The sequence below is a fragment of the Xanthomonas sp. 3075 genome, assembly GCF_014197275.1.
Taxonomy (GTDB): domain Bacteria; phylum Pseudomonadota; class Gammaproteobacteria; order Xanthomonadales; family Xanthomonadaceae; genus Xanthomonas; species Xanthomonas campestris_B.
The window spans coordinates 146,396-167,419 of the sequence record NZ_JACIFI010000002.1; the positions used below are offsets into that span (position 1 = coordinate 146,396).

21 protein-coding genes are annotated in these 21,024 nt (G+C 65.0%); 4 read left to right on the forward strand and 17 right to left on the reverse strand.

Annotation, left to right across the window (positions count from 1 at the left end; all coding sequences use genetic code 11):
* Nucleotides 1–199: 199 nt before the first annotated feature.
* The 6 genes from GGR62_RS02605 to GGR62_RS02630 all read right to left on the reverse strand — a co-directional run bounded on the left by GGR62_RS02605 (nucleotide 200) and on the right by GGR62_RS02630 (nucleotide 5,898).
* Nucleotides 200–1,393: an ABC transporter permease gene (locus tag GGR62_RS02605; protein WP_184406433.1), complete on the reverse strand. Its 1,194-nt coding sequence runs from the start codon at nucleotides 1,391–1,393 to the stop codon at nucleotides 200–202.
* Nucleotides 1,390–2,136, reverse strand: coding sequence for an ATP-binding cassette domain-containing protein (locus tag GGR62_RS02610; RefSeq protein WP_184406434.1), 747 nt, complete (start codon nucleotides 2,134–2,136; stop codon nucleotides 1,390–1,392). The genes GGR62_RS02605 and GGR62_RS02610 overlap by 4 nt, the downstream gene beginning before the upstream one ends.
* 31 nt (nucleotides 2,137–2,167) lie before the next feature.
* Nucleotides 2,168–3,748 (reverse strand): alpha/beta hydrolase, encoded by a 1,581-nt coding sequence (locus GGR62_RS02615; RefSeq protein WP_184406435.1) that lies wholly within the window; start codon nucleotides 3,746–3,748, stop codon nucleotides 2,168–2,170.
* A 58-nt stretch (nucleotides 3,749–3,806) separates the two neighbouring features.
* Nucleotides 3,807–4,007, reverse strand: coding sequence for a helix-turn-helix transcriptional regulator (locus tag GGR62_RS02620; protein ID WP_184406436.1), 201 nt, complete (start codon nucleotides 4,005–4,007; stop codon nucleotides 3,807–3,809).
* Nucleotides 4,004–4,591 (reverse strand): hypothetical protein, encoded by a 588-nt coding sequence (locus tag GGR62_RS02625; RefSeq protein ID WP_184406614.1) that lies wholly within the window; start codon nucleotides 4,589–4,591, stop codon nucleotides 4,004–4,006. Before GGR62_RS02625 ends, GGR62_RS02620 begins: the two co-directional genes overlap by 4 nt.
* A 446-nt stretch (nucleotides 4,592–5,037) precedes the next feature.
* Entirely contained in the window at nucleotides 5,038–5,898 is an 861-nt protein-coding gene (locus GGR62_RS02630) for a ferredoxin--NADP reductase (protein WP_184406437.1), read from the reverse strand.
* A gap of 1 nt (nucleotide 5,899) precedes the next feature.
* Here GGR62_RS02630 and GGR62_RS02635 point away from each other — a divergent pair, with 1 nt between their 5' ends.
* The 4 genes from GGR62_RS02635 (at nucleotide 5,900) to GGR62_RS02650 (ending at nucleotide 9,836) form a co-directional block, all read left to right on the forward strand.
* Nucleotides 5,900–6,928, forward strand: coding sequence for an ABC transporter ATP-binding protein (locus GGR62_RS02635; protein ID WP_184406438.1), 1,029 nt, complete (start codon nucleotides 5,900–5,902; stop codon nucleotides 6,926–6,928).
* A complete protein-coding gene (locus GGR62_RS02640) occupies nucleotides 6,925–7,728 on the forward strand; it encodes an ABC transporter permease (RefSeq protein WP_184406439.1) in 804 nt (267 codons plus the stop codon). Before GGR62_RS02635 ends, GGR62_RS02640 begins: the two co-directional genes overlap by 4 nt.
* Before the next feature lie 165 nt (nucleotides 7,729–7,893).
* Complete coding sequence (panE, locus tag GGR62_RS02645) at nucleotides 7,894–8,832, forward strand: 2-dehydropantoate 2-reductase (protein WP_184406440.1); 939 nt, start codon at nucleotides 7,894–7,896, stop codon at nucleotides 8,830–8,832.
* 488 nt (nucleotides 8,833–9,320) lie between these two features.
* On the forward strand, nucleotides 9,321–9,836 hold the full coding sequence (locus GGR62_RS02650; RefSeq protein WP_184406441.1) for a hypothetical protein: 516 nt from the start codon (nucleotides 9,321–9,323) through the stop codon (nucleotides 9,834–9,836).
* 6 nt (nucleotides 9,837–9,842) lie between these two features.
* Here the strand turns inward: GGR62_RS02650 and GGR62_RS02655 are convergent, their stop codons facing one another.
* From GGR62_RS02655 to GGR62_RS02705, 11 genes are all read right to left on the reverse strand, one after another.
* The gene (locus tag GGR62_RS02655) at nucleotides 9,843–10,247 is read right to left on the reverse strand and encodes an acyl-CoA thioesterase (protein ID WP_184406442.1); all 405 of its coding nucleotides are present in this window, start codon (nucleotides 10,245–10,247) and stop codon (nucleotides 9,843–9,845) included.
* Between the two features lie 28 nt (nucleotides 10,248–10,275).
* Entirely contained in the window at nucleotides 10,276–10,728 is a 453-nt protein-coding gene (locus tag GGR62_RS02660; RefSeq protein WP_184406443.1) for a DUF3592 domain-containing protein, read from the reverse strand.
* A 40-nt stretch (nucleotides 10,729–10,768) separates the two neighbouring features.
* Nucleotides 10,769–11,095 carry a thioredoxin family protein gene (locus GGR62_RS02665; protein WP_184406444.1) on the reverse strand — a complete coding sequence of 109 codons (327 nt, stop codon included), beginning with the start codon at nucleotides 11,093–11,095 and terminating at the stop codon, nucleotides 10,769–10,771.
* Nucleotides 11,067–11,552 carry a flavodoxin gene (locus GGR62_RS02670; protein WP_184406445.1) on the reverse strand — a complete coding sequence of 162 codons (486 nt, stop codon included), beginning with the start codon at nucleotides 11,550–11,552 and terminating at the stop codon, nucleotides 11,067–11,069. The genes GGR62_RS02665 and GGR62_RS02670 overlap by 29 nt, the downstream gene beginning before the upstream one ends.
* A gap of 89 nt (nucleotides 11,553–11,641) precedes the next feature.
* Nucleotides 11,642–12,685 carry a ribonucleotide-diphosphate reductase subunit beta gene (locus tag GGR62_RS02675; protein ID WP_184406446.1) on the reverse strand — a complete coding sequence of 348 codons (1,044 nt, stop codon included), beginning with the start codon at nucleotides 12,683–12,685 and terminating at the stop codon, nucleotides 11,642–11,644.
* A 178-nt stretch (nucleotides 12,686–12,863) separates the two neighbouring features.
* Nucleotides 12,864–15,374, reverse strand: coding sequence for a ribonucleoside-diphosphate reductase subunit alpha (locus GGR62_RS02680; RefSeq protein WP_184406447.1), 2,511 nt, complete (start codon nucleotides 15,372–15,374; stop codon nucleotides 12,864–12,866).
* A gap of 698 nt (nucleotides 15,375–16,072) precedes the next feature.
* On the reverse strand, nucleotides 16,073–16,948 hold the full coding sequence (locus GGR62_RS02685) for an HpcH/HpaI aldolase/citrate lyase family protein (RefSeq protein ID WP_184406448.1): 876 nt from the start codon (nucleotides 16,946–16,948) through the stop codon (nucleotides 16,073–16,075).
* Nucleotides 16,941–18,035, reverse strand: coding sequence for a cysteine protease StiP domain-containing protein (locus GGR62_RS02690; protein ID WP_046963559.1), 1,095 nt, complete (start codon nucleotides 18,033–18,035; stop codon nucleotides 16,941–16,943). Before GGR62_RS02690 ends, GGR62_RS02685 begins: the two co-directional genes overlap by 8 nt.
* On the reverse strand, nucleotides 18,032–18,787 hold the full coding sequence (locus GGR62_RS02695; protein ID WP_184406449.1) for a hypothetical protein: 756 nt from the start codon (nucleotides 18,785–18,787) through the stop codon (nucleotides 18,032–18,034). The genes GGR62_RS02690 and GGR62_RS02695 overlap by 4 nt, the downstream gene beginning before the upstream one ends.
* A complete protein-coding gene (locus GGR62_RS02700; protein ID WP_184406450.1) occupies nucleotides 18,788–19,957 on the reverse strand; it encodes a phosphoribosyltransferase domain-containing protein in 1,170 nt (389 codons plus the stop codon).
* Nucleotides 19,954–21,012: an ATP-grasp domain-containing protein gene (locus GGR62_RS02705; RefSeq protein WP_046963561.1), complete on the reverse strand. Its 1,059-nt coding sequence runs from the start codon at nucleotides 21,010–21,012 to the stop codon at nucleotides 19,954–19,956. The genes GGR62_RS02700 and GGR62_RS02705 overlap by 4 nt, the downstream gene beginning before the upstream one ends.
* Nucleotides 21,013–21,024 lie beyond the last annotated feature (12 nt).

Sequence of the window (21,024 nt, forward strand, 5' to 3'; positions counted from 1 at the left end):
GCCCCTCTCCCGCACGCGGGAGAGGGGTTGGGGTGAGGGCAAAGCGGCACAAGCACTCCATCGATAACAGCGACATTCCATCCTTCGCTGCCCCGCTTGGCAGTTCAACCGCAGCGACGGTCCGCGCACGCGAAGGTCCGCGCGTATCCACCCTTCGGGCGCCCGCGCTCGGGATCAACTCCCAATCGCAGAAGCGCCATCAGCCCGAAATCGCCAGCCGTTCCTGGTGATAACGCCGCACCGCCGCGTACCACAACACCGCCGCCAGGCCGAAGCCGGCAAACAAGTACACCGCCCAGGTCTGCGCATTGATCTGCTCGTGGCGGATCACCTTGAGCAGCATCTGGTTCTGCGCCAAAAACGGCACCGCGAAATGCCACAGCTGCGTCTTCAGCGGATACGCCATCAGCGCATACCCGGGCAGCATCGGCAACAATAGCAACCAGGTCATATGCGCCTGCGCTTCCTTCATGCTCTTGGCCGCTGCGGCCAGATAGGTCAGCAGCGAGGTGCCGATGAACAGCATCGGCACCAGGATGAAGAGCATCTGCAGCATCGGCACGAAGCCGACATTGAGCTGGCGCCCCAGGTTCGACGTCGACAACTGCGCACTCAGCTTGAACGCCAGCAAGGTCAACAACAACGACACCATGCCGATCACGCAGGCGGCGGCGATCTTGCCGCTGACAATGGCGCTGCGCGGTGCCGGCGTGGCCAGCAAGGGCTCCAGCGATTGGCGTTCGCGCTCGCCGGCGGTGGCATCCAGAATCAACGACGCACCGCCCAGAAACGAGGTGATCACCAGCAACACCGGCAGCAGTACCGCCATCATCTGGCCGCGTTTGGCTTCGGCGGTCGCCAGGTCCTGCGCGGCGATTTCCAGCGGCCGGCCCACCTGCGCATCGATACCGCGCGCCAGCAAGCGCAGCGCACCGACCTGCTGGCTATACCCGCCGAGCGCGGCCTGCAGGCGCATGCTCGGCACGTCGGCCTCGCGGCGGGTGCTGTCCTTGATGATCTCCACCAGCGCCGGGCGGCCGGCGCGCCAGTCGTCGGCGTAACTGGCGCTGATACGCAGTGCCACGTCCACATCCTGATTGCGGATTGCGGCGGTCAGATCGGCTGGCGCATCGACGGCATTGAGGCCTTGCGCGGCCAGAAAACGCACCAGATTCGGCGCGTTCTCGCGACCGAGCGTGGGAATGTCCAACGGCTTGTCGATCTGCGTACGCACGCGGCTTTCGCTCAGCGCGCCCATGCCCAGAATCAGGATCGGATACAACAGCGGCGAGAGCAGCAACGCCAAGGCGAGCGTGCGGCGATCGCGGCCGATATCGCGCAGTTCCTTGCGCAGCACCGTCCACACGGTGGCCAACAACGATGTGGTGCTCATGCGTGCAGTCCCTCGTCCGAGCCGATCGCCTTGACGAAGGCGTCTTCCAGATTGTCTTCGCCGGTGGCGGCGCGCAGTTCGTCGGCGCTGCCGCAGGCCACCACCGTCCCCTTGGCGACGATGACGATGCGATCGCACAGCGCCGCCACCTCCTGCATGATGTGGCTGGAGAAGATCACGCAGCGCCCCTCTGCACGCAGGTGCTGCAGGAAGCCGCGCATCGCGCGCGTGGTCATCACGTCCAGGCCGTTGGTGGGTTCGTCGAGGATGACGTTGCGTGGGTCGTGCACCAGCGCGCGCGCAATCGCGGTCTTGGTGCGCTGGCCCTGGCTGAAACCGTCGGTCTGGCGATCGAGAATGTCGCCCATGTCCAATGCGTCGGAGAGCAGGCGGGTGCGCTCGGCGATCTGCGCGCGCGACATCCCGTGCAGCTCGCCGAAGTAGGCGATGTTTTCGCGTGCGGTCAGCCGCTTGTACACGCCGCGTGCATCCGGCAGCACGCCCAGCGCACGGCGTACCGTCACCGGGTCGCGCGCGGCATCCACGCCATCGACGGTGACGCTGCCCTGGTCGGGCGACATCAGCGTATAGAGCATGCGCAAGGTGGTGGTCTTGCCGGCACCGTTGGGCCCGAGCAGGCCGGTGATCTGGCCATCGGCCGCGTTGAAGCTGACCCCATCGACCGCCTTCACCAACCCGGTCTTGGTCTTGAACGATTTGTGCAGCGTATCGACGACGATCATGCGAGCGCCTCCGTGGCGTGGTCGGTGCGGCTCATGGTTCCCATCCATTGAACGAGGTGAATGCAGGCACATTGTTGAGGCTGGCCACGCACTGCGCATCCAGTGCCTTGGCATCGGCAGTCTGTAGAAACTGGCCCAGCAATTTGGGCATGCAGCCAAGCCGGAACACGCCGTGGCTCTGGCCCGGCGCCACCAGATGCCGGCCGTTCGGTAGGCCCTGCAAGACACGTTCGGCATAGCGTGGCGGTGTCACCGGGTCCAGTTCGCCCGACAACAGCAACACCGGCAGGTTGGAGCGCAACGGTGCCGCATCGGCCGCGGGTGCCGGCGTGGCAGGCCAGGCCTTGCACGGGGCGAAGAACATCTGTGCCACCTCCGCGCCCAGTAAGGTGTCGTCCTTGCCGGTGGGCGGCGTGTAGCGGCCCGCATCCTCGCTGCACAACACCGACCATTGCATCGGGCGATTCATCTGATCGGACATGTCCGAGGCACTTATCTGCGCCAGTGCCATCAGCGAGGCGTAGCGACCGGCCGCCGCTTCGTCCAGCACCAGCGGCAATAGCGAAGCAGTTTCTGGCGCATAGGAAAACCCGAATGCCAGGCCGACCACGGTGTCGGCGGTGACCTGTTCGTGGCGCAGCGCGCCGGTGCGTGGGTCGCGGTAGTCCACCGCGACCGGCGCTTGCCGCAGCCGTTCGACGACATCCCGCAACTGCGTGCGCGTATCCACCGCAAAGCGCTTGGCGCATGCCGGTTGCTTGCGGCATTGCGCTGCCTGCAATGCGATCGCATCTTCGAAGGTGCGCGCAAATTCGCCGCCGATCACCAGATCGTTGGGCGCCACGCCATCGATCACCAGCGTGCGCGTGTGCTGCGGATAGCGCGCCGCATAGCGCTGCGCCACGCGGGTGCCGTACGAACCGCCAATCAGGTTGACCTGCTGCACGCCCAGTGCCGCGCGCACCGCATCCAGGTCGCCAATGGCTTGGCGGGTGGTGAAGTAACGCGGGTCGGCATCGTTGCGCAGCCCTTGCGCGCATTGCCGTGCGTAGTTGGTCAATTGTTCGGCCGTGGCTGCGCTGTCGTTTTCCAGCGTCAGCGCCTTGCCGGCCGCATCGCGGCATTGCAGCGGATGCGATCCGCCGGTGCCGCGTTGATCGACCAGGAAGATGTCGCGCTGCTTGCGTACCTCGCGCAGCCCCATGTCCACGATCGCGGCGACCTGCGTGGCCGACTGGCCTGGTCCACCGGCAATGAAGAACACCGGGTCCGGCGTACTGCCCGCACCGGCATCGCTCTCCAGCCAGGCGATCTTCAAGTCGATGTTGCGCCCTGTCGGCACGGCCGGATTTTCCGGCACACGCAGGTGCGCGCACTGCGCCTCGATATTGCCGGCGGCGCTGCCGGAGCTCAGCGTGCACGGCGCAAACTGCAGCGCGCCATAACGATTGCCTTCCGTTGTGCCGGTCTGGGTTTTTGCCGCGCGCGACGGCGCAGTGCGCTGCACCGCTGCATCGTTTTCCTTTGCAGGCGCGTCTGCGCGCTGACATCCGCCAGCCAGCATTGCGATCAGCACTGCCACCACCACTGTGGGTTGCTTCACCATGTCCACCCTCTCCTGGTATTCCGTGTCCCCTGACGCTGCAGTCGGTCGGATGTGACCGGCGCAGCTACTGCCCGTCTTCATACAGAAACACGTGCTCGATCGATTCCCCGAACAACCGCGCGATGCGAAACGCCAACGGCAGGCTGGGGTCGTACTTGCCGGTCTCCAGTGCGTTGATGGTCTGCCGCGACACGCCAAGCCGCTCGGCCAACTCGCCTTGTGACCAACCACTGGCCTCGCGCAATGCGCGAACCCGGCTGTTCATTGGAAACGTCGCGCGTTGATACTCTTGGTGACGCCGTACAGCGCGCACAACATCGGGAACACCCACAGCATCGCCACCGTTGCCGGGATGTCGATCAGGTGAGCGGCCTGCAGGAAGCCACCGGTCATGTACGCGCCACTGACCAGCCCGGCCGCGATGGCGATCGATTCCAGTTCGATACGCCGTTGCATCTCGTCCGAATCGCGCACGTGCCGCGCCACCGCGCGGATCACCAACGCCACCAGCACCGCAGGCAACAACGCGATCAACACACGCGCCCAGTTGGGATCCACGCGGCCAAGCAGATATTTCCAGAACAGCATCACCACCACATACAACAGCATCGGCACGCCGAATTCGCGGTGATAGCGTCGCGCCAGCGCCGGTTGCGTGCTGTCTTGCAGATTGCTGCGCGATAGCCACAGCACCAGCGACAGCAGCAGGCAAAAGACACCCAGACCTGCACTGAGCCCGGCCAGATACTCGCTCAACGGCAATTGCCGACACTGGCACAGCGCCGCAACGCCAAGCAATCCTAGGCCCAGGCAGAACGCGATCAGCGCGTTGCGATTGCAGGTGGTCATGCGCCTGGCCTGCCCTGCTCCATGGCAGGCGTGGCCCAGCGCGGGGCGCAAGCGTGCTTCGATGGAGATGCCGGCCATGGCTGTGTGCGATCGGCCTGCTGACGCTGCTGAGACATCCCACCCGCCTGTCAAGTACGCTTGACAGGCAAGATGCGCCGAATAGTTCCGGCTGTCAAGCGTCCTTGACATACAGATCCTGCGCGATCCGATTGCCCGGACCCGTTGTCAGCGAGCGCCCGGCAAGGCGCCAAGCCGATAAGCCCGGCACCATCCGGACGCAGCTTGTCCGCACACAGCGAGACTGAGCAGGACTGGCGGCCATCGCCGTTGCGCCGCAGCGCGCCAGTGCTCGCTGCGGCACGCTCGCCATGGCCGGGCATGACCTTGCCTGGCCAGGATCACCTGCGCGGGGCCGGCCACAGCCGCCCCGCGCGAGGCCTAAGCCCTCAACTCTTTGCCGGCGGCGGGCTGACGTATTTCTCGCGGCGGATCTGTGCGTTCGGCAGGCCGGCTTCTTTCAGCGCGTCGATGCAGGTATCCACCATGTCCGGGTTGCCGCACAGGTAGGCGATGTCGCCTTGCCCATCGGGGGCGATGTCGGCCAGTTGCTGCTGCACGTAACCGTGGCGCACATCGGCGTGCGGCTGCTCGGGCAGTTCGCGCGAGAAGCAGGGCACGTAGCGGAACTGCGGATGCGCATCGGCGAACGCCCGGAAGTCATCGCCATACAACAGCTCGGCCGGGGTGCGCGCACCTTGCAGCAGCAGCACCTGCACGCCGCGGGTGGCGATCGCCTCGGCCAACAGCGGCAGCATCGCGCGGTACGGGGTGACGCCGGTGCCGGTGGCGATCAGCACATAGCGCCGGTTGTGGTCGCCCGTTGGCAGGCAGAAACGGCCGTAGGGCCCGCTGGCCTGCAACTGGTCGCCGATCTCCAACCCTTCGAACAGCGCGGTCGCCGCGCCACCTGGCACGAAGCTCACTGCGATATCCACCGCTTCGCCCGGTCCCAACGCATGGTCGTGGATGGTCGCCAGCGAATAGCTGCGTTTGGTTGGGGTGCCATCGGCGTTGCTGAAATGAATCTGGATGAACTGCCCGGGCTGGAAATCCAGCGGCTGCCCGTCGTCACGCACGAACTGACAGTGGGCTACGGTGGGCGCAATCATGCGCCGGTCGACAAGTTTGAGAGGAAATTGGACGGGCACGAACGTATTTAGGACAGTCTGTGATCGGGGCAACCCCCAACGGGCTTCTATAATAACGGCTGCAACTCGCTGCGCCGTCACCCTGGCGCGAAGGACCATCTTGACTGCCCCCTCCCTGACCGCAGCACCCGCGCTGCGCGTGTGCGATCTGCGCAAGACCTACGACAACGGCACCCAGGCGCTCAAAGGCGTCTCGCTGGACGTGGTGCCGGGCGATTTCTTCGCCCTGCTCGGCCCCAATGGCGCCGGCAAGTCCACCCTGATCGGCATCATCAGCTCGCTGGTGAACCTGTCTGCCGGCCAGGTGGAAGTGTTCGGCACCGACCTGGTCCGCCACCGCAGCGATGCGATGCGGCTGATCGGCCTGGTGCCGCAGGAGGTCAACTTCAACCTGTTCGAGAAACCCTTCGACATCCTGGTCAACTACGCCGGTTTCTACGGCATGCCGCGCGCCGAGGCCGAGCGCCTGGCCGAAGCGGAGCTGCGCCGCGCGCACCTGTGGGAAAAGGCCCAGGTGATGAGCCGCACGCTGTCCGGCGGCATGAAGCGCCGGCTGATGATCGCCCGCGCGATGATGACCCAGCCGCGCCTGCTGATCCTGGACGAACCCACCGCCGGCGTGGACATCGAGATCCGCCGCGACATGTGGCGCGTGCTCAAGGAGATCAACGCCGCCGGCACCACCATCATCCTCACCACGCATTACCTGGAAGAGGCCGAGCACCTGTGCCGCAACCTGGCCATCATCAACCACGGCCAGATCGTCACCCAGGGGCCGATGCGCGAGCTGCTGGCCAAGCTCGACGTGGAAGGTTTCCTGTTCGATATCGACGGCGACCTGCCGGCCGAATTGCCGGTGATCGAAGGCACCACGCTCACCGCCATCGACGGCCACACGCTGGATCTGGACATGCCGCGCGCGATGGATCTCAATCGCGTGTTCGCCACGCTGGGCGGCGCCGGCATCCGGGTCCGCTCGATGCGCACCAAGAGCAACCGGCTGGAAGAGCTGTTCGTGCGCCTGACCGGTGACGCGCCGGTACCTGCCGATGCAGCCGCCACCGCACCCACGCCTGTTGCCCCGAATGGCACACCGCCAGCGCAGCCGCGCAGCGGAGGCCAGCCATGAACGAGATCCGCACCGTGACCGAACCCACCAACGCGCGCCGCAACTGGATTGCGCTGGGCACCATCGTGCGCCGCGAAGTGCAGCGCATCCTGCGCATCTGGGGCCAGACCCTGGTGCCGCCGGCCATCACCATGACGCTGTACTTCTTGATCTTCGGCGGGCTGATCGGCTCGCGCGTGGGCGACATGGGCGGCTACACGTACATGCAGTTCATCGTGCCGGGCCTGGTGATGATGAGCGTGATCCAGAACAGCTACGGCAACATTTCCTCCAGCTTCTTCGGCGCCAAGTTCGGCCGCCATGTGGAAGAACTGCTGGTCAGCCCGATGCCCAACTGGGTGATCCTGTGGGGCTATGTGGCCGGCGCGGTGCTGCGCGGGGTGATGGTCGGCGCGTTGGTGCTGGTCATCGCGATGTTCTTCACCCCGGTGCGCATCCCGCATCCGCTGGTCACGCTGACCACCGTGCTGCTGGGCGCGATCATCTTTTCGCTGGCCGGCTTCGTCAACGCGGTGTACGCCAAGAAGTTCGACGACGTGGCGATCGTGCCGACCTTCATCCTGACCCCGCTGACCTATCTGGGCGGCGTGTTCTACTCGGTGAAGTTGCTGCCCGGCTGGGCCGAGGCGGCCACGCATGCCAACCCGATCTTCTACATGGTCAACGCGTTCCGCTATGGCCTGCTCGGCAGCTCGGACGTGCCGATCTGGGTGGCCTACGCGCTGATGCTGGGCTTTGTCGCGGTCCTCAGCGCATTGGCGCTGTGGCTGCTGCGGCGCGGTGTCGGGCTGCGTAGCTGATGCGAACGCCGGGCGCGGGCTCTATCGGGAAAGCGGGTTCGTAGCGGACGCTCCTTCCCCCATCCGCCCTTCGGGCACCTTCCCCCGCAGGCGGGGGAAGGGAATTGGACACGCTTGGCTGTCCGCTCCCTTGCAGTGCCCCCCCCCTTCAGGACAGACGATTTCATGCGCATGCTCATTCTTGGCGCCGGTGGCACCGGCGGCTATTTCGGCGGACGCCTGGCCCAGGCCGGTGTCGATGTCACCTTTCTGGTGCGCGCTGCGCGCGCTGCGCAGCTGCAGGCCGATGGCTTGCGCATCCGCAGCCCGCTGGGCGATGCACAGCTCGCGGTGGCGCATGTCACCGCGCAGGACCTGCCGGCGCTGGTGGCGCAGCGGCCGTTCGACCTGGTGATCCTCAGCTGCAAGGCCTACGACCTGGACAGCGCGATCGAGGCGATTGCGCCGGCGGTGGGCGAGCACACCACGGTGCTGCCGATCCTCAACGGCCTGCGCCATTACGCGGCGCTGGACGAACGTTTCGGCGCGGCGCGCGTGCTGGGTGGGCTGTGCTTCATCAGCGCCACCAAGGGCGAACACGGCGAGATCCTGCACCTGGGCAAGCCGGCGGCGATGACCTTCGGCGAGCGCGATGGCAGCGCCACATCGGCCCGTGTGCAGGCGCTTGCTGCGTCCTGCGTGCAGGCCGGCATCGACCATGTGGCCAGCGAACAGATCGTGCAGGAGCAGTGGATCAAGTACAGCTTCCTCACCGCGCTGGCGGCGGCCACCTGCCTGATGCGCGCGCCGGTCGGGGCGATCGTTGCCACCGACGACGGGCGTGCAGTGATCAACGGCTTGTACAACGAATGCCTGTGGGCCGCCGACGCGGCCGGGCAGTCGATTCCCGAAGCCGCGCGCGCCAAGGCGTTGCAGACGCTGTTGCAGCTGGACTCACCGTTGAAGGCCTCGATGCTGCGCGACCTCGAGGCCGGGCAGGATGTGGAAGCAGCGCAGATCGTCGGCGACATGCTCAAGCGCGTGCGCGAAACCGGGCGCAATGCGCCGTTGCTGATGGCGGCACACGTGCATCTGCAGGCGTATCAGGTGCTGCGTCAGGCCTAATGCGGGCAGAGGACGTGCAGTGGCTGAAGGCGTGACGCGACGGCGCCTCTCATCCGCCCTTCGGGCACCTTCCCCCGCATGCGGGGGAAGGGAACGGGTAGCTCCACTGCATCGACTGCATCGACTGCATCGACTGCATCGACTGTATCGACTGTATCGCTGGATGCATGGCTGCAGCACCTAGGGAAACAAGGCACATCGCGCACTACTCCCTTCTCCCGCGAGCGGGAGAAGGTGGCGCGCAGCGCCGGATGAGGGGGCTCTGGCTAGCCAGGTTACTCAGCGCAAAGCCCTATCCACTTTCCAAGGCGCGTGACAGAGCCTGCAGCAACCAGACATGGCCGCACGCAGGCCTGACGCGACCGCATTCCCCTTATCCGCACCGCGCACAGACCTGCAATGCGCCACGCTCATCATTCCCTTGCCTTCGCGCGGCAACGACGTGGCGCACACGATGCTCTGCGTCCCATCGCCCGTGTTGCCCCCTGATGAAACTGCTCAGCCACCTGTTCCGTGCCGGTCACCTGGTGATCCTGGCGTTTTTCGTGCTGTGCGCGGCGGGCCTGGTGGCGATGGCTGGGTTGGAGCTGTGGCACGGGTTTACGCCCGGCGGCGACATGGTGGTGCGCGACCGTTTCAACGTGGTGCTGGAAGCCATCGGCCTGCTCACCGTGGCATTGGTGACGCTGGAACTGGGCCAGACCATCTTCGAAGAAGAGATCCTGCGCGACGTCAAGGTCAGCGGACCCACCCGCGTGCGGCGCTATCTATCGCGCTTTTTCGTGGTGATCGTGATTGCGCTGGCGATCGAAACGCTGGTGTCGATCTTCGAGCTGATGCACGACGACCCGGCGAAGCTGCCGTACGCCGCAGCGGTTGGCCTGTGCGCGGCGCTGCTGCTGATCGCCTGGGGCGTGTTCGTCAAACTCAACCGCAGCGCCGAAGAGCTGGAACCCGAAGCGATGGCCGAGACCAAGCGCGAAGACCGCGAGGTCGAGGAATAAGCGCAGTCAGCCGGCGACGGCTGGCAGCGGCGGCACCGAGGTCGGCTTGCCGTCGGCATCCAGCGCGATCATCACGAAGGTACCGCGCGTGCACAACTCCCGCGCGCCACTGAGCAGATCCTCGGCGATCAGCTCCACCTCCACCTTGATCGAGCTGCGCCCGACCGACACCACCCGCGCGATGGTCTCGACCATCTGGCCCTGACGGATCGGCAGCTTGAAATCCACTTGGTCCGAGCGCGCGGTCACCACCGTGCGCCGCGCATAACGCGATGCCGCCAGAAACGCGGCCTTGTCCATCCACGCCAGCGCCTGGCCGCCGAACAGCGTGCCCATGTGGTTGGTATGGTTGGGAAACACGATCTCGGCCATGCGGGCCTCGGTCGGTGCAACGGTGGTGGTGCTGGTCATGGGGCGGGACCGTCGAGGAAGGGGGCAATCAGCGTTGCAGCGTCGGCAGGAAACTCAGGTCCATGTGGTAGCGCGTGGGACGCTGCGGATCGACGAACACACGCAGCCGTTGTCCTTCGACCAGGAACGGCTGCGGATCCACCCACAGATTGTCGCTGCGATACTCGGCTAGCGTGTTATGGGTGCGATCGTGGCGCTGGGCAAGAATGCGAAACGGATGCTGGCCGTTGACCTGCAGGGAGGGATTGAGCTCGACCTCGACGAAGGTCGCCTCCACCACCGTGCCATGCTGGCGTAGCCAGGCGGCACGGCGCGCATGCCACACCCGATAGCCCAGCAGGCCAGCGCCGGTACCGCCGAATACCAGGCCCAACAGCAACAGGATCCAGCGCGCCTGGTCGGGTAGCAGCGCGGCACCGACCAACATGCCCAGCCCCGCCAGCAGGAAGCTCCAGGCGACGATGGTGACGGTCGCGTTCATCGCCGGGCGCCTGCGCTACCGCAATGGACGGCCGGCATGCTCACAGCCCGCTACGAACCGCCGCTTCGACCTGCGCCGGCGACTGGAAACCGGGCAGGCGCGTCACTTCGGCGCCGTCCTTGAACAACGCCAAGGTCGGCGTCTGCCGCAGGCCGAGGTCGCGGAAGAACTCCTCGCCCACCACTTCCAGCTTGACCTTCAACAAGGCCACACCGTCGGCCGCATCGCTGTTGGCGAACTTGTCCAGCGACATGTCGAGCATGCGGCAACCGGGGCAGTTGTCCTTGTAGAAATCCACCAGCGCGCGCGGATGCGCGGCCAGGGTCTGGGTGTAGTGCTCAGGCGACGTGACGGTAATGGTGTGCATCATGGGGATCGTGTTTGCATTGGGCCAGAACCTCGTCGGTCCAGGCGGCGATGGCCTGCGCGTCGCGCTGGCCGTGGGGCATCTGTTCGATGGTCAAGCGCGGAAACGGGCTGGCGAAGAACTGTGCGATGCGATGCACCGCACCGCAAAAATAGTCCTCGCCCCACTGCGTTTCGCCGGTGCCGAACACCGCCACCTGCGGTGGCTTGCCCAGCGTTTCGACCAACTCGACGATGAAGCGTTTCATCTCCGACGGCGTACGCCCGCCGTTGTCGGTCCAGCTGCCAAACAGAAACAGGTCGTACTGCCCTGGCGCATGCGGCACCTGCTCCAGCCGCTGCACATCGGTCTCCAGCCAGGTCACCGTGTGCCCGGCCGCCTCACAGTGCAGCGCGACACTGCGCGCCACATCGCGGGTATTGCCGCTCAACGATGCCAGGGCCAGCAGGATGTTCATGGGGCGGGGAATTGGGAGTGGAGAATGGGGAATCGGAAGAGCGCGGTGTTGTCTGCTTTTGCCATTCCCGATTCCCTATTCCCGATTACTCACAGATCGTCGAAGCCGTTATCCGAATTGGTCTTCTTGTACGAGGCATTCCGCATCTCGAAGAAGTCGGTCTTGGTCTCAGTGAAGTTGTCGGCGTAGGCCTTGATCCACGGCATCACGTTGTCGTTGGCGCCTTCGTACAGCTTCTCGATGCCGAGCATGCCGGCCATCTTGTTGGCGCGGTACTTCACGTAGCGGATCATCTCGTCCACGTCGATGCCGTCGATGCCGTCCAGCACTTCGGCCGTCCACACCGTTTCCAGGTCGATCGCGTGCTCGAAGGCCTTGTGCACGTAGTCGGTGAGCTGGTCGCCCTGCAGCTGCTGGTTTTCGCCGATGATCGCGCGAATCAACTCGCTGATGAACTTGGAGTGGGCCAGCTCGTCGCGGTTGATGAAGCTGATGATCTTGCCGGTGCCGGTCATGCGGTTCTGGCGGACCAGATTGTAGAAATACGCAAAGCCGGAATAGAAGTTGATGCCTTCCAGGATCGAGGACTGGATAAGCGCGCGGATCAGCGTTTCGGCCGTCTTGTCGCGCATGAAGTCTTCGTAGGCGCCCATGATCGGCGCATTGCGCTTGATGATGGTCGGGTGCGTGCGCGCGATTTCGAACACGCGGTTCTGGTCGGCCAGGCCGGTGATCGAGGCCAGCACGTAGCTGTAGCTCTCGTTATGGATCACTTCCTGCTGGCCGATGATCGCGGCATTGGCATGCGCGGCCGGGTCGGTGATGTATTCGGCAACGTTGTAGATGAAGCGCGTCTGCGGCGAATCCAGCGTGGCCAGCAAGCCGATGATCGAATCGTAGGCGTTCTTTTCGCGCGCCGACAGCTCGTTGTACTGGCGCGCATCGCCCTTCATGTCCACTTCGTCAGGGATCCAGAAGTTGGTCGACAGCTCCTTGTAGGCCCGATAGAAGGACGGGTACGGGATGTCGTTCCAGTTGAGGATGCCGGAGGTTTCGCCATTGATGATGGCGGTGGAGCGGTTCGGGTGACGCGGCTCCAGGATCTTGATGCGCTCAAGCGGTGTTGCGGACATGGGTCTTTACTCGTGTTTCAGGCGTCGCGCGCGCGTGCAGCAGGGACGACGGCAGCAATCGTTCTGGAGGAAAGCCCCCTGAGTCAGGGGGCGCGCCGAAGGCGCGGGGTGTGGAAGCTGATGAAGCAGGGTCCACGGTTCGCAACGCGAACCGTGGAAGCGAAAGCGCGAATGCGCTTTAGCTACTGCACCACTCGCACTCACTGATATCGATATCGTTGGAACGCACGTAGTACGTGGTCTTCAAGCCTTCGCGCCAGGCGGTCATGTGCAGATCCAGCAACGTGCTCGCACGGATGGTGCTGGGCACGTAGAAGTTGAAGCTGATCGACTGGTCGACGTGGCGCTGGCGACGCGCGTTCTGGCGCACGCTGGCGAACTGGTCGACCTTGTAGGCGCCCTTTTCGTAGTACGGCCAGGTTTCCAGCGACAGGCCGGGCGCGGCGACCGGACGACGGAAGTCCTTCTTCTCTTCGTAGTAGAACGCGCTATAGATCGGGTCGATCGAGGCGGTAGAGCCGGCGATCTGTGCGGTGCTCATGTTCGGCGCAACCGCCAGCATCCAGGCATTGCGCACGCCATTGACGGCCACCTGCGCCGACAGCTCCAGCCACTGCGGGCTGTTGTAGTCGCGCGCACGGAAGTACTCGCCGGTGTGCCAGTCGCTGCCGCGGAACACGCTGTAGGTGCCCTTTTCCTTGGCCAGCTCCATGCTCGCCTGGACGGTCAGATAGTTGATGCGCTCGTACAGCTCGTCGCTGTAATCCTCGGCTTCCTTGGCATTCCAATGGATGCTCTTTTGCGCCAGCAAGTGATGCCAACCGAAGGTACCCAGGCCGATGGCGCGGTACTTCTGGTTGGTGATGGTGGCCTGCGGCACCGGCAGCTGATTCAGATCGATCACGTTGTCGAGCATGCGCACCTGGATCGGGATCAACCGTTCCAGCACGTCGGCGCCCAGCAGATCGGCCTGGTCGTCCTGCGCGATGATCGCGCGGCCCAGGTTGATCGAGGACAGGTTGCACACGACGAAGTCGCCCGCCTTCTTGGTGGTGACGATCTGATTGCCGCTGATGATCTCCTGCATCATCCGCGTCGGGCTCATGTTCTGCAGGATCTCGGTGCACAGGTTGGACGAATAGACCATGCCCTCGTGCTTGTTCGGATTCTTGCGATTGACTTCATCGCGATAGAACATGAACGGGTTGCCGGTTTCCAGCTGGCTGACCATGATGCGCTTGAAGATTTCGATCGCCTTGACGGTCTTGCGCGTGATGCGCTCGTCGGCGACGACTTCCTCGTACTTGCGACGGAAGCTGCTGTTGGCGTCGCCCTTCTTCTCGTCGTAGAAATCCTGCAGGTACCAGCCCTTGATCCGCTTCACTTCGTGCGGATCGAACAGGTACCAGTCGCCGCGACGCTCGACCGCTTCCATGAACAGGTCGGGGATGCACACCGAGGTGAACACGTCGTGCGCGCGCAGGCGCTGGTCGCCGTTGTTCAGGCGCAGATCCAGGAACGACTCGATGTCGCGGTGGAAGATGTCCAGATAGACCGCGATGGCGCCCTTGCGCTGGCCCAGCTGATCCACCGACACCGCGGTGTTGTTGAGCTGCTTGATCCACGGCACCACGCCGCCGGAGGAATTGGACACGCCACGGATCGCCGAACCCGACGAACGCACATAGCCCAGATACGCGCCCACGCCGCCGCCGTGCTTGGACACGCGCGCCACGTCGGTGTTGGAGTCGTAGATGCCTTGCAGGCTGTCGTCGACGGTGTCGATGAAGCAGCTCGACAGCTGGCCGCCGACCTTGCCGGCATTGGCCAGCGTCGGCGTTGCCACGGTCATGTACAGGTTGGACAGCGCCCAGTAGGCCTCGCCCACCAGCTGCATGCGGCGCTCGCGGCTGCCCTTGCCGTTGCCGATCTCGTCCTGCATCAGATACAGCGCAATCGTCAGCCAACGCTCCTGCGGCAGCTCGAACACGCCGCGCGAGTTGTCGGTGGCCAGGTAACGGGTAGCCAGCAAATACAGGCCGTTATAGGCGAACAGCTTGTCGCGCTCGGGCTCGATCATCTTGCCGGCTTCGATCAGCTCGTCCTTGGAGTAGCGGCGCAGGATGTCGTTGGAATAGACATTGCGGTCGGCCAGGCTCTCCTGCAGGCCGACGAACGAGCCGTACTTCTGGCTGGCGTCGTAGAAGCGGTTGCGGCTGGCGCGCTTGTACAGACGGCGCAGGTACAGACGCGCAGCGAAGTGCTCCCACTCCGGGGTGGTCAGATCGACGCGGGCCTCGGCCTCGCGGATCAGGTGGTCCACCAGGTCGTCGGCGTTGACGCTGTCCTTGCGATCGACGAAGCCGAACACCGAACGCTTGTAGTCGGCCACGTCCAGCTGCGGGAATTCGGCATGGATCTGGTCGATGGCGCGCTCCAGGCGCTGCGGCTCGAACGGGATCTTGCGGTTGCCGGCTTCCTTGGTGATCCAGGTGGCGACGGCTTGTTCTTCGATGGTCTGTGCGTGCATTGCAATGGCTTGGCGGGGAGGCGGCACGATGTCCGACGGGTCGGTCAATTCCGGCGCGCCGCAACCGGGCGCGCTGACGCTGGCTGGAACGCTGGCGGAAACGCTGTTGGGTGCTGCGGTGCCGGCGGCGATCGCGGCAAGGGTGTCGTTGGTGGTCATGCGTCCTCCATGCGTAGGCACACGAACCCGCTGGGGACGGGCTGCGACCGGATCCGGACTCCCTGGACAGCGATGACGGTGCGGGACGACCAGCACGCAAGACCCACGGTCTGCGGCGGCATCGCCATCACCAGCCATCTCCTCACCGGAGATTCCACGGCCGCCACCACGCGGTGTGCTGTCGCGCAGTGGTCGGTGGCGAAACAACCGCGGCGCAACGAGACCACGCCGCCCGCTCCAGGCGACGCCCGGATGGCTGTGATCGTTCGTCGCTGCCGCCGCGGAGAGGCGTTTGATTGGCAACCTGCTGCAAATCAATGCTCTCACTGGTCCGGACGCCTTGGGCGACCAACCACCGACTGCCCCAAGATAGTGGGGTCACCCGGAGGGGTCAACACCAAATGTGGGAAAATGCCGCAAACCCTTGTGGCACAAAGCACTGTCTGACGAACGGTCGGTGCCAGGCCGCAGGACCCGCCAATTTCACTGCGCAGTCAAGGCCCAAACCGGCATTTTTGCTGACCAGTTGGGTTCGGTTGGGCTAGCTGCCGCACATACGCTGGCCGCTGGCGGTCACAGTTCTGCACGCCTCTGGTGCTCAACAAAGGCCCGCCTGGCAGAGCCACCCAGCCTCACACCGCGCCCCAGTCCATGCCATGCACCTGCTGGCCCGACTGCGCCGGCTGCGACTCATCCGTTCAAAGCGCCACGATGGCCTGGCGCGCAATGATGGCCTGCGCCCAACGCGTGTGGACGGCCTTCTCGACCATGCCGCCGTTGGACTTGAAGACGGCCGTGGTGGCGCCGAGCACCTCGCGCGCAGCACGCAGGTCTTCGTCGCTGACCCGCAGCCCGTCCTCGATCACGGGAATCTGCATCGGATGGATCGCGGTCTTGCCGACCAGCCCCATCGCGGTATCGATGGCAAGTTCACGCCGCAAGGTCTGCGGATCGTCGAAGAAATCGTAGACCGGCGCGGTGAGCTGGAAGCCGTACGGCCGGAATGCCAGGACCAGTTGCTGAATGACCAGGCCGACCGGCGTGTCGTAGATCGTGGTGCCGCGCACCCGCTTCATTGCCAGCATGCTCAGCAGATCGTTGCCGCCGATACGCACCGCCAGCACCCGCGAACTCAGCGGGCTGCCCTGCAGGCAGGCACGGATCTCGCGCTGCCCCAGCGGATCCATCGCCTGCGGCGTCTCCAGGGTGGGCATGATGCAGAAATCGTGATCGGCCAGCTGCCGCTCGTAGGCGCCCAGCGTGTCGGTGTCGATCTTGGGCAGCACGAACCCGTGTACGCGGTCGATGTCGTGCATCGCCAGCAGTTGCCCAAGCACTTCAGCATTGCGCGGGCGAATGAACCGCAGCGGGCCGTGCGACCGTGGCGGCAAGGTCGGCAAGGTCCGTCGGATGTGACTCATCGCATGCGGCAGGTCGGTGGACGACACCGCATCCTCGGTGCAGGCGATCAGCGAACGCGCCTGCGGAAACTGGCGCCCCGACAGCACTTCGGAAAGATTGTCGTTGGTCGCCGGCACGTACAGCGAGGCACCCAACCGATAGGCTTCAGACATGTCGCAGATCCTTGATGACCGCCGCCGCCTTCAATGGCAGGCTGGAAAGAATGTTTACGTCAATACCGCGGGTCTGTGCCAGCCAGCGCAGATGAGCGGTATCGGCATCGTCCGGGCGCTGCAGGCAAAGCGCGCGCGGCGCGCGTCGCAGCATGGCCCTGGTGGTCTCGCCAATGCCCACTTTCAGGCAATGATCATCGTGCACCGAAAATGCCGTGCGCAACTGGCGCAGGCTATCGGTGCAACGCAATGCGGCCGCGCGACGTTGCGCCGGTTGCGCGGCGCCATCATGTACTGGCGCAGGCAGCGCAGCGGCTGCCTGGAGCAGCTGCGCAACGAACCATTGCGACATGTCACCCGCACGCAGGTCCTGGTACAGCACGCACCCGTGGAACTGGTCGGGGGCAATGCTGGCATTGAGCACGGTACGGCTGACCAGGCCCGACACGGTGGCATTGAGAATGGCCGACGGGATCAGATAATCCTCGATTGAGCCATGGCCGGCGCTACACCCGGCAAGATCCACCAGGACAAACAGATCCGCCGCCACCTGCGTGCCCTGCGCGGCATTGAAGGCCGCCACCGAGGCATGCAATTCGGCGGTGATCGCTCCCTTGCCGGTCCAGCCGTCAACGAACACCAGCGACGCAGGATCGTGCTGCGCACACAAGTGGGCCAGCGCCACGCGGTCGATCCCGCGGCCGCGCAGGATCGAGATCGAATAATGCGGCACGTCCATGTTCCACCGGCTGGCAAACACATGCCGCAAGGCCACCCCGATCGGCGTGCCGGCACGCGCCAGCGATACCAGCACCGGCCGCGCATGCCGTTGCCGCACCGCGCTCGCCAGTTGCAGCAGGTCGCGCGCCATCGTGGGCAGATGACGCGCCACGGCACTGCGGAACAAGGCCAGATATTCCGGAGCTGGCAACTGCTCCGGCGTCAGCATTTCCGAATAATGCGTGTGCCCGCCCTGGATCAGACGCTCTTTTTCCTGCAGATCCGCCATCGGCGCGACGGCGATCTGGGTCAGCAGGAAGGTCACATCACCTGGCGCATAGCTGCCAGAGAACCCGAGCGATGTCATGCGTGCGGCCCGCCAGCCAGACCGCGCACCTGCGCCCAGGCCTGCGACCCGGTGGGCACGATCGCCAGATCGCACAGCGACAGGAACGGCAGATCCGTCACGCTGTCGCCTGCCCCTACGACGAACAACTCGCCATGCTGCTGCCGTAGCCCTGCCAGCAGATGCCGCACCGCCAGTCGCTTGTCCACGCACGGTGGCAACACCGCCAGATTGCGTCCGTTGACGTGATAGGTATATCCCGGATGCTGCTCCACCCATGGCGCGATGACCTGGTCGGAAATCCTGCGCACCGCCTGTTCGTCGCGCGAAGGCTCGCGCGCCACCAGATACGCCGGCTGCTGCGGCGCGCCGGCGATGCTGACCTCCAGTGCATCGCCGAACCGGTCCGACAAGGCCTGTTGCAGCTGCTGCAGGACCGGCAGCTGTGCCTGCATCTGGGTCTGGATCGTTGCTGCCCACACTGGGTCGATCTGCCGCTGCGCATTCACGATGGTGGCGCCATGGGCCACGATCGCGGGGCCGTGGAAAGGCAGCAGCACGCGCGCGAAAGTCTCGAGCGTGCGCGCCGTCACCGGCACCACCAGATCGGCCTGCCGCAGCCACTGTGCAAACAGGCGCTGGCGCGGCGAGGTGTAGCTCACCGCAGTGCCATCGACCAACAACGCCGCCGGCTCCAGCCCCTCTGCCTGCGGCTGCTTGCGCAACGACGAAAACAGGGTGTCGTCCAGATCGACCAAGGCTACCTGGTACATCTAGGCCACCGCCTGCATCGGCGTGGTGACCCGCTGCTCGACCAGATCCACTTCGATGGCCTGCAGTTGCTGCACCAGTCGGTCAACGCAGGCGCGCTCGCGGCTTTCGTGCACCACGATCCGTACAGCGTTCGGGGAGCGCGTCAGGTTGTAGAGATAGTTGGGAATCCCCTCGCCATAGACGTCCTCCACCACGGCGATGTCGTCGATGGCGCCGGCCTGCATCAGCGGCGAGCGCGTGGTCGATTGCACCAGCACCGCATAACCAAGCGCTTCCAGCGCCTGCGCCAGCCGCTGCGCCGGATACATGCATTCGCCGGTACCGATCACCAGGACCGGACGCTGGTCCAGCGCCGCATGGCAAGCCTGCACCAGCACGTCCGGCAGCGCGATGGCGGCGGCCAGGCCCAGCCGGGCGGTGTAGCCGCTGACGTGCTGCCGACGGCAAGCCACCGCAGCGTAGGCCACAGGCGCCGATACCAGCACAGCCGCCGGATCACGCTCGAAACGGTACGTGCCGGACCACAGCGAGATGGGCGTAACCTCGGCGATGCCCGGCAGCGCGGACAGCAACGCCTGCACCCGGCCTTCGGAAAAATCGGTCAGCACCACCGGATGCACCGTACGCAGGCGCGGGCACACCGCTCGCAAGGCGATTGCCAGGTTCAGGAAGGTCCGGCCCGAGGTTGCCTCGTCATCCACCAGCACCACTATGCTCACCCGTTCGAGCGCCGCACGCAGCTCGGGCGACTCGGGCAGATAGAGGAACTGCTGGGTGGCATGGCTATGTTCTTCCTCGAACCGCAGCACCTGCGCACCGTCGAGCGGATAGCGGGTGGTCTGGAGCAGCATCGCCCGGCTGCCGACGCGTTGCAGGAACGCTTCGAACACCCCGTGCCCCAGCCCGGTCGCGGTTTCGGCCAGCGCCACAAACAGGACCATCTCATCGGCCGGCACAGGAATCTGCGCCGCAAGCTCGGCCTGCACCTGCGCCATCGTGGACGGCGAGGCGGGCCAATGCTTACCCAGCACCTTGGAGACGAAGACGAAGCCGCGCTTGGGATTGCGGCGCGCCCCAACGCCACAGATCTCGGTCAGCGCTCGGGTATTGCCGGGCTGGCCGGCGCAGCGCAGCGTGCCGGTAGGCAAGGTGACCTGCAACGTGCTCATGCGTCGACCGCAACCTGCGGCATCACCGTGCCAGGCAAGGGATGCGCATCAGGCAGCTCCACCGCCAGCGAGATTTCGGTCACTCGAATGCCCAGGCGCGGCACCGGAACATGCACCGGCAATTCGGGAAAGATGCAGGCGCGGTACGCAACATGCGGAAGATTGATGCCGGACATGCAGCTCATGCCGATCCCGCCGGCCGCACGCGGATTGATCTCCAGCAACATCGGCGCACCAGCGAGATCGTCCTTGAACTGCACGTTGATCAGCCCGTTGGCGCCAAAGCGCTTCACCATCGCAGTGGCGAAGCCCACCAGATCCGCGCGCATGGAAAGCTGCTGCACCTTGCTGTTGGGATCCTTCTGGCGCACCACGCACGCCAGCACCTCACCATCGCGTGCGGCGATGTCCACGCTGTACTCCACACCGGGCAGATAGCGCATCACCAGATGCGGCTCAAACGCGGGCAAGCGCTGCATGCGCTCGATCCATTCCTGCGGGCTACAGGCATAGGTGCTCGGCTCGATACCGTCCACCAGTCGATAGAAGCCCTTGCCGTACACCGACACGGTGGGTTTGACGCACACCACCCCATCCGCGCTCAGCTGCTCGATTGCCTCAATCGCCTCCGCCAGCGTGGTTGCATAGCGGTACTCCGGTAGCGGTACCAATCCGTCCACTGCCGCGTAGACCCACTGCTTGTGATGCAGGTTGGGAAGGATGTCGGCAGGCGCCGCATGCACAATCTGGCAGCCCAGCGCCGCAAACTCCGCGCGGTGGCTGGTGAGCAGGCTCTGCTCGTAACCGGGCACCAGGTGGGTGATCTGCAGCTGTTGCACCACCTGGTAGCACCACTGCAGATAGTCGGCCGGGCTCAGGCCCGCAGGTTCGAGCAAGGCATGGTCGGCACGGGCAAAGCCGCGGAAGTTCTCCTGCCGATGGGAGACGCATGTCCAGATCGGCAGTGGCTCGGCCTCGCCACGAAGATGATCGATGATGCGCGCAATGGTCGCGTAGTGCCGGTTGAACCAGACGCGTGCGTGGGGAAGTGACATACGGATACTCGA

What these genes read in the sequence shown, in the direction of transcription:
- GGR62_RS02605 (WP_184406433.1), bottom strand. Translation starts at nt 1,393, where the DNA reads ATGAGCACCACATCGTTGTTGGCCACCGTGTGGACGGTGCTGCGCAAG.
- GGR62_RS02610 (WP_184406434.1), bottom strand. Translation starts at nt 2,136, where the DNA reads ATGATCGTCGTCGATACGCTGCACAAATCGTTCAAGACCAAGACCGGG.
- GGR62_RS02620 (WP_184406436.1), bottom strand. Translation starts at nt 4,007, where the DNA reads ATGAACAGCCGGGTTCGCGCATTGCGCGAGGCCAGTGGTTGGTCACAA.
- GGR62_RS02625 (WP_184406614.1), bottom strand. Translation starts at nt 4,591, where the DNA reads ATGACCACCTGCAATCGCAACGCGCTGATCGCGTTCTGCCTGGGCCTA.
- GGR62_RS02630 (WP_184406437.1), bottom strand. Translation starts at nt 5,898, where the DNA reads ATGGTCCTTCGCGCCAGGGTGACGGCGCAGCGAGTTGCAGCCGTTATT.
- GGR62_RS02640 (WP_184406439.1), top strand. Translation starts at nt 6,925, where the DNA reads ATGAACGAGATCCGCACCGTGACCGAACCCACCAACGCGCGCCGCAAC.
- panE (WP_184406440.1), top strand. Translation starts at nt 7,894, where the DNA reads ATGCGCATGCTCATTCTTGGCGCCGGTGGCACCGGCGGCTATTTCGGC.
- GGR62_RS02650 (WP_184406441.1), top strand. Translation starts at nt 9,321, where the DNA reads ATGAAACTGCTCAGCCACCTGTTCCGTGCCGGTCACCTGGTGATCCTG.
- GGR62_RS02655 (WP_184406442.1), bottom strand. Translation starts at nt 10,247, where the DNA reads ATGACCAGCACCACCACCGTTGCACCGACCGAGGCCCGCATGGCCGAG.
- GGR62_RS02660 (WP_184406443.1), bottom strand. Translation starts at nt 10,728, where the DNA reads ATGAACGCGACCGTCACCATCGTCGCCTGGAGCTTCCTGCTGGCGGGG.
- GGR62_RS02665 (WP_184406444.1), bottom strand. Translation starts at nt 11,095, where the DNA reads ATGCACACCATTACCGTCACGTCGCCTGAGCACTACACCCAGACCCTG.
- GGR62_RS02670 (WP_184406445.1), bottom strand. Translation starts at nt 11,552, where the DNA reads ATGAACATCCTGCTGGCCCTGGCATCGTTGAGCGGCAATACCCGCGAT.
- GGR62_RS02675 (WP_184406446.1), bottom strand. Translation starts at nt 12,685, where the DNA reads ATGTCCGCAACACCGCTTGAGCGCATCAAGATCCTGGAGCCGCGTCAC.
- GGR62_RS02680 (WP_184406447.1), bottom strand. Translation starts at nt 15,374, where the DNA reads ATGACCACCAACGACACCCTTGCCGCGATCGCCGCCGGCACCGCAGCA.
- GGR62_RS02685 (WP_184406448.1), bottom strand. Translation starts at nt 16,948, where the DNA reads ATGTCTGAAGCCTATCGGTTGGGTGCCTCGCTGTACGTGCCGGCGACC.
- GGR62_RS02690 (WP_046963559.1), bottom strand. Translation starts at nt 18,035, where the DNA reads ATGACATCGCTCGGGTTCTCTGGCAGCTATGCGCCAGGTGATGTGACC.
- GGR62_RS02695 (WP_184406449.1), bottom strand. Translation starts at nt 18,787, where the DNA reads ATGTACCAGGTAGCCTTGGTCGATCTGGACGACACCCTGTTTTCGTCG.
- GGR62_RS02700 (WP_184406450.1), bottom strand. Translation starts at nt 19,957, where the DNA reads ATGAGCACGTTGCAGGTCACCTTGCCTACCGGCACGCTGCGCTGCGCC.
- GGR62_RS02705 (WP_046963561.1), bottom strand. Translation starts at nt 21,012, where the DNA reads ATGTCACTTCCCCACGCACGCGTCTGGTTCAACCGGCACTACGCGACC.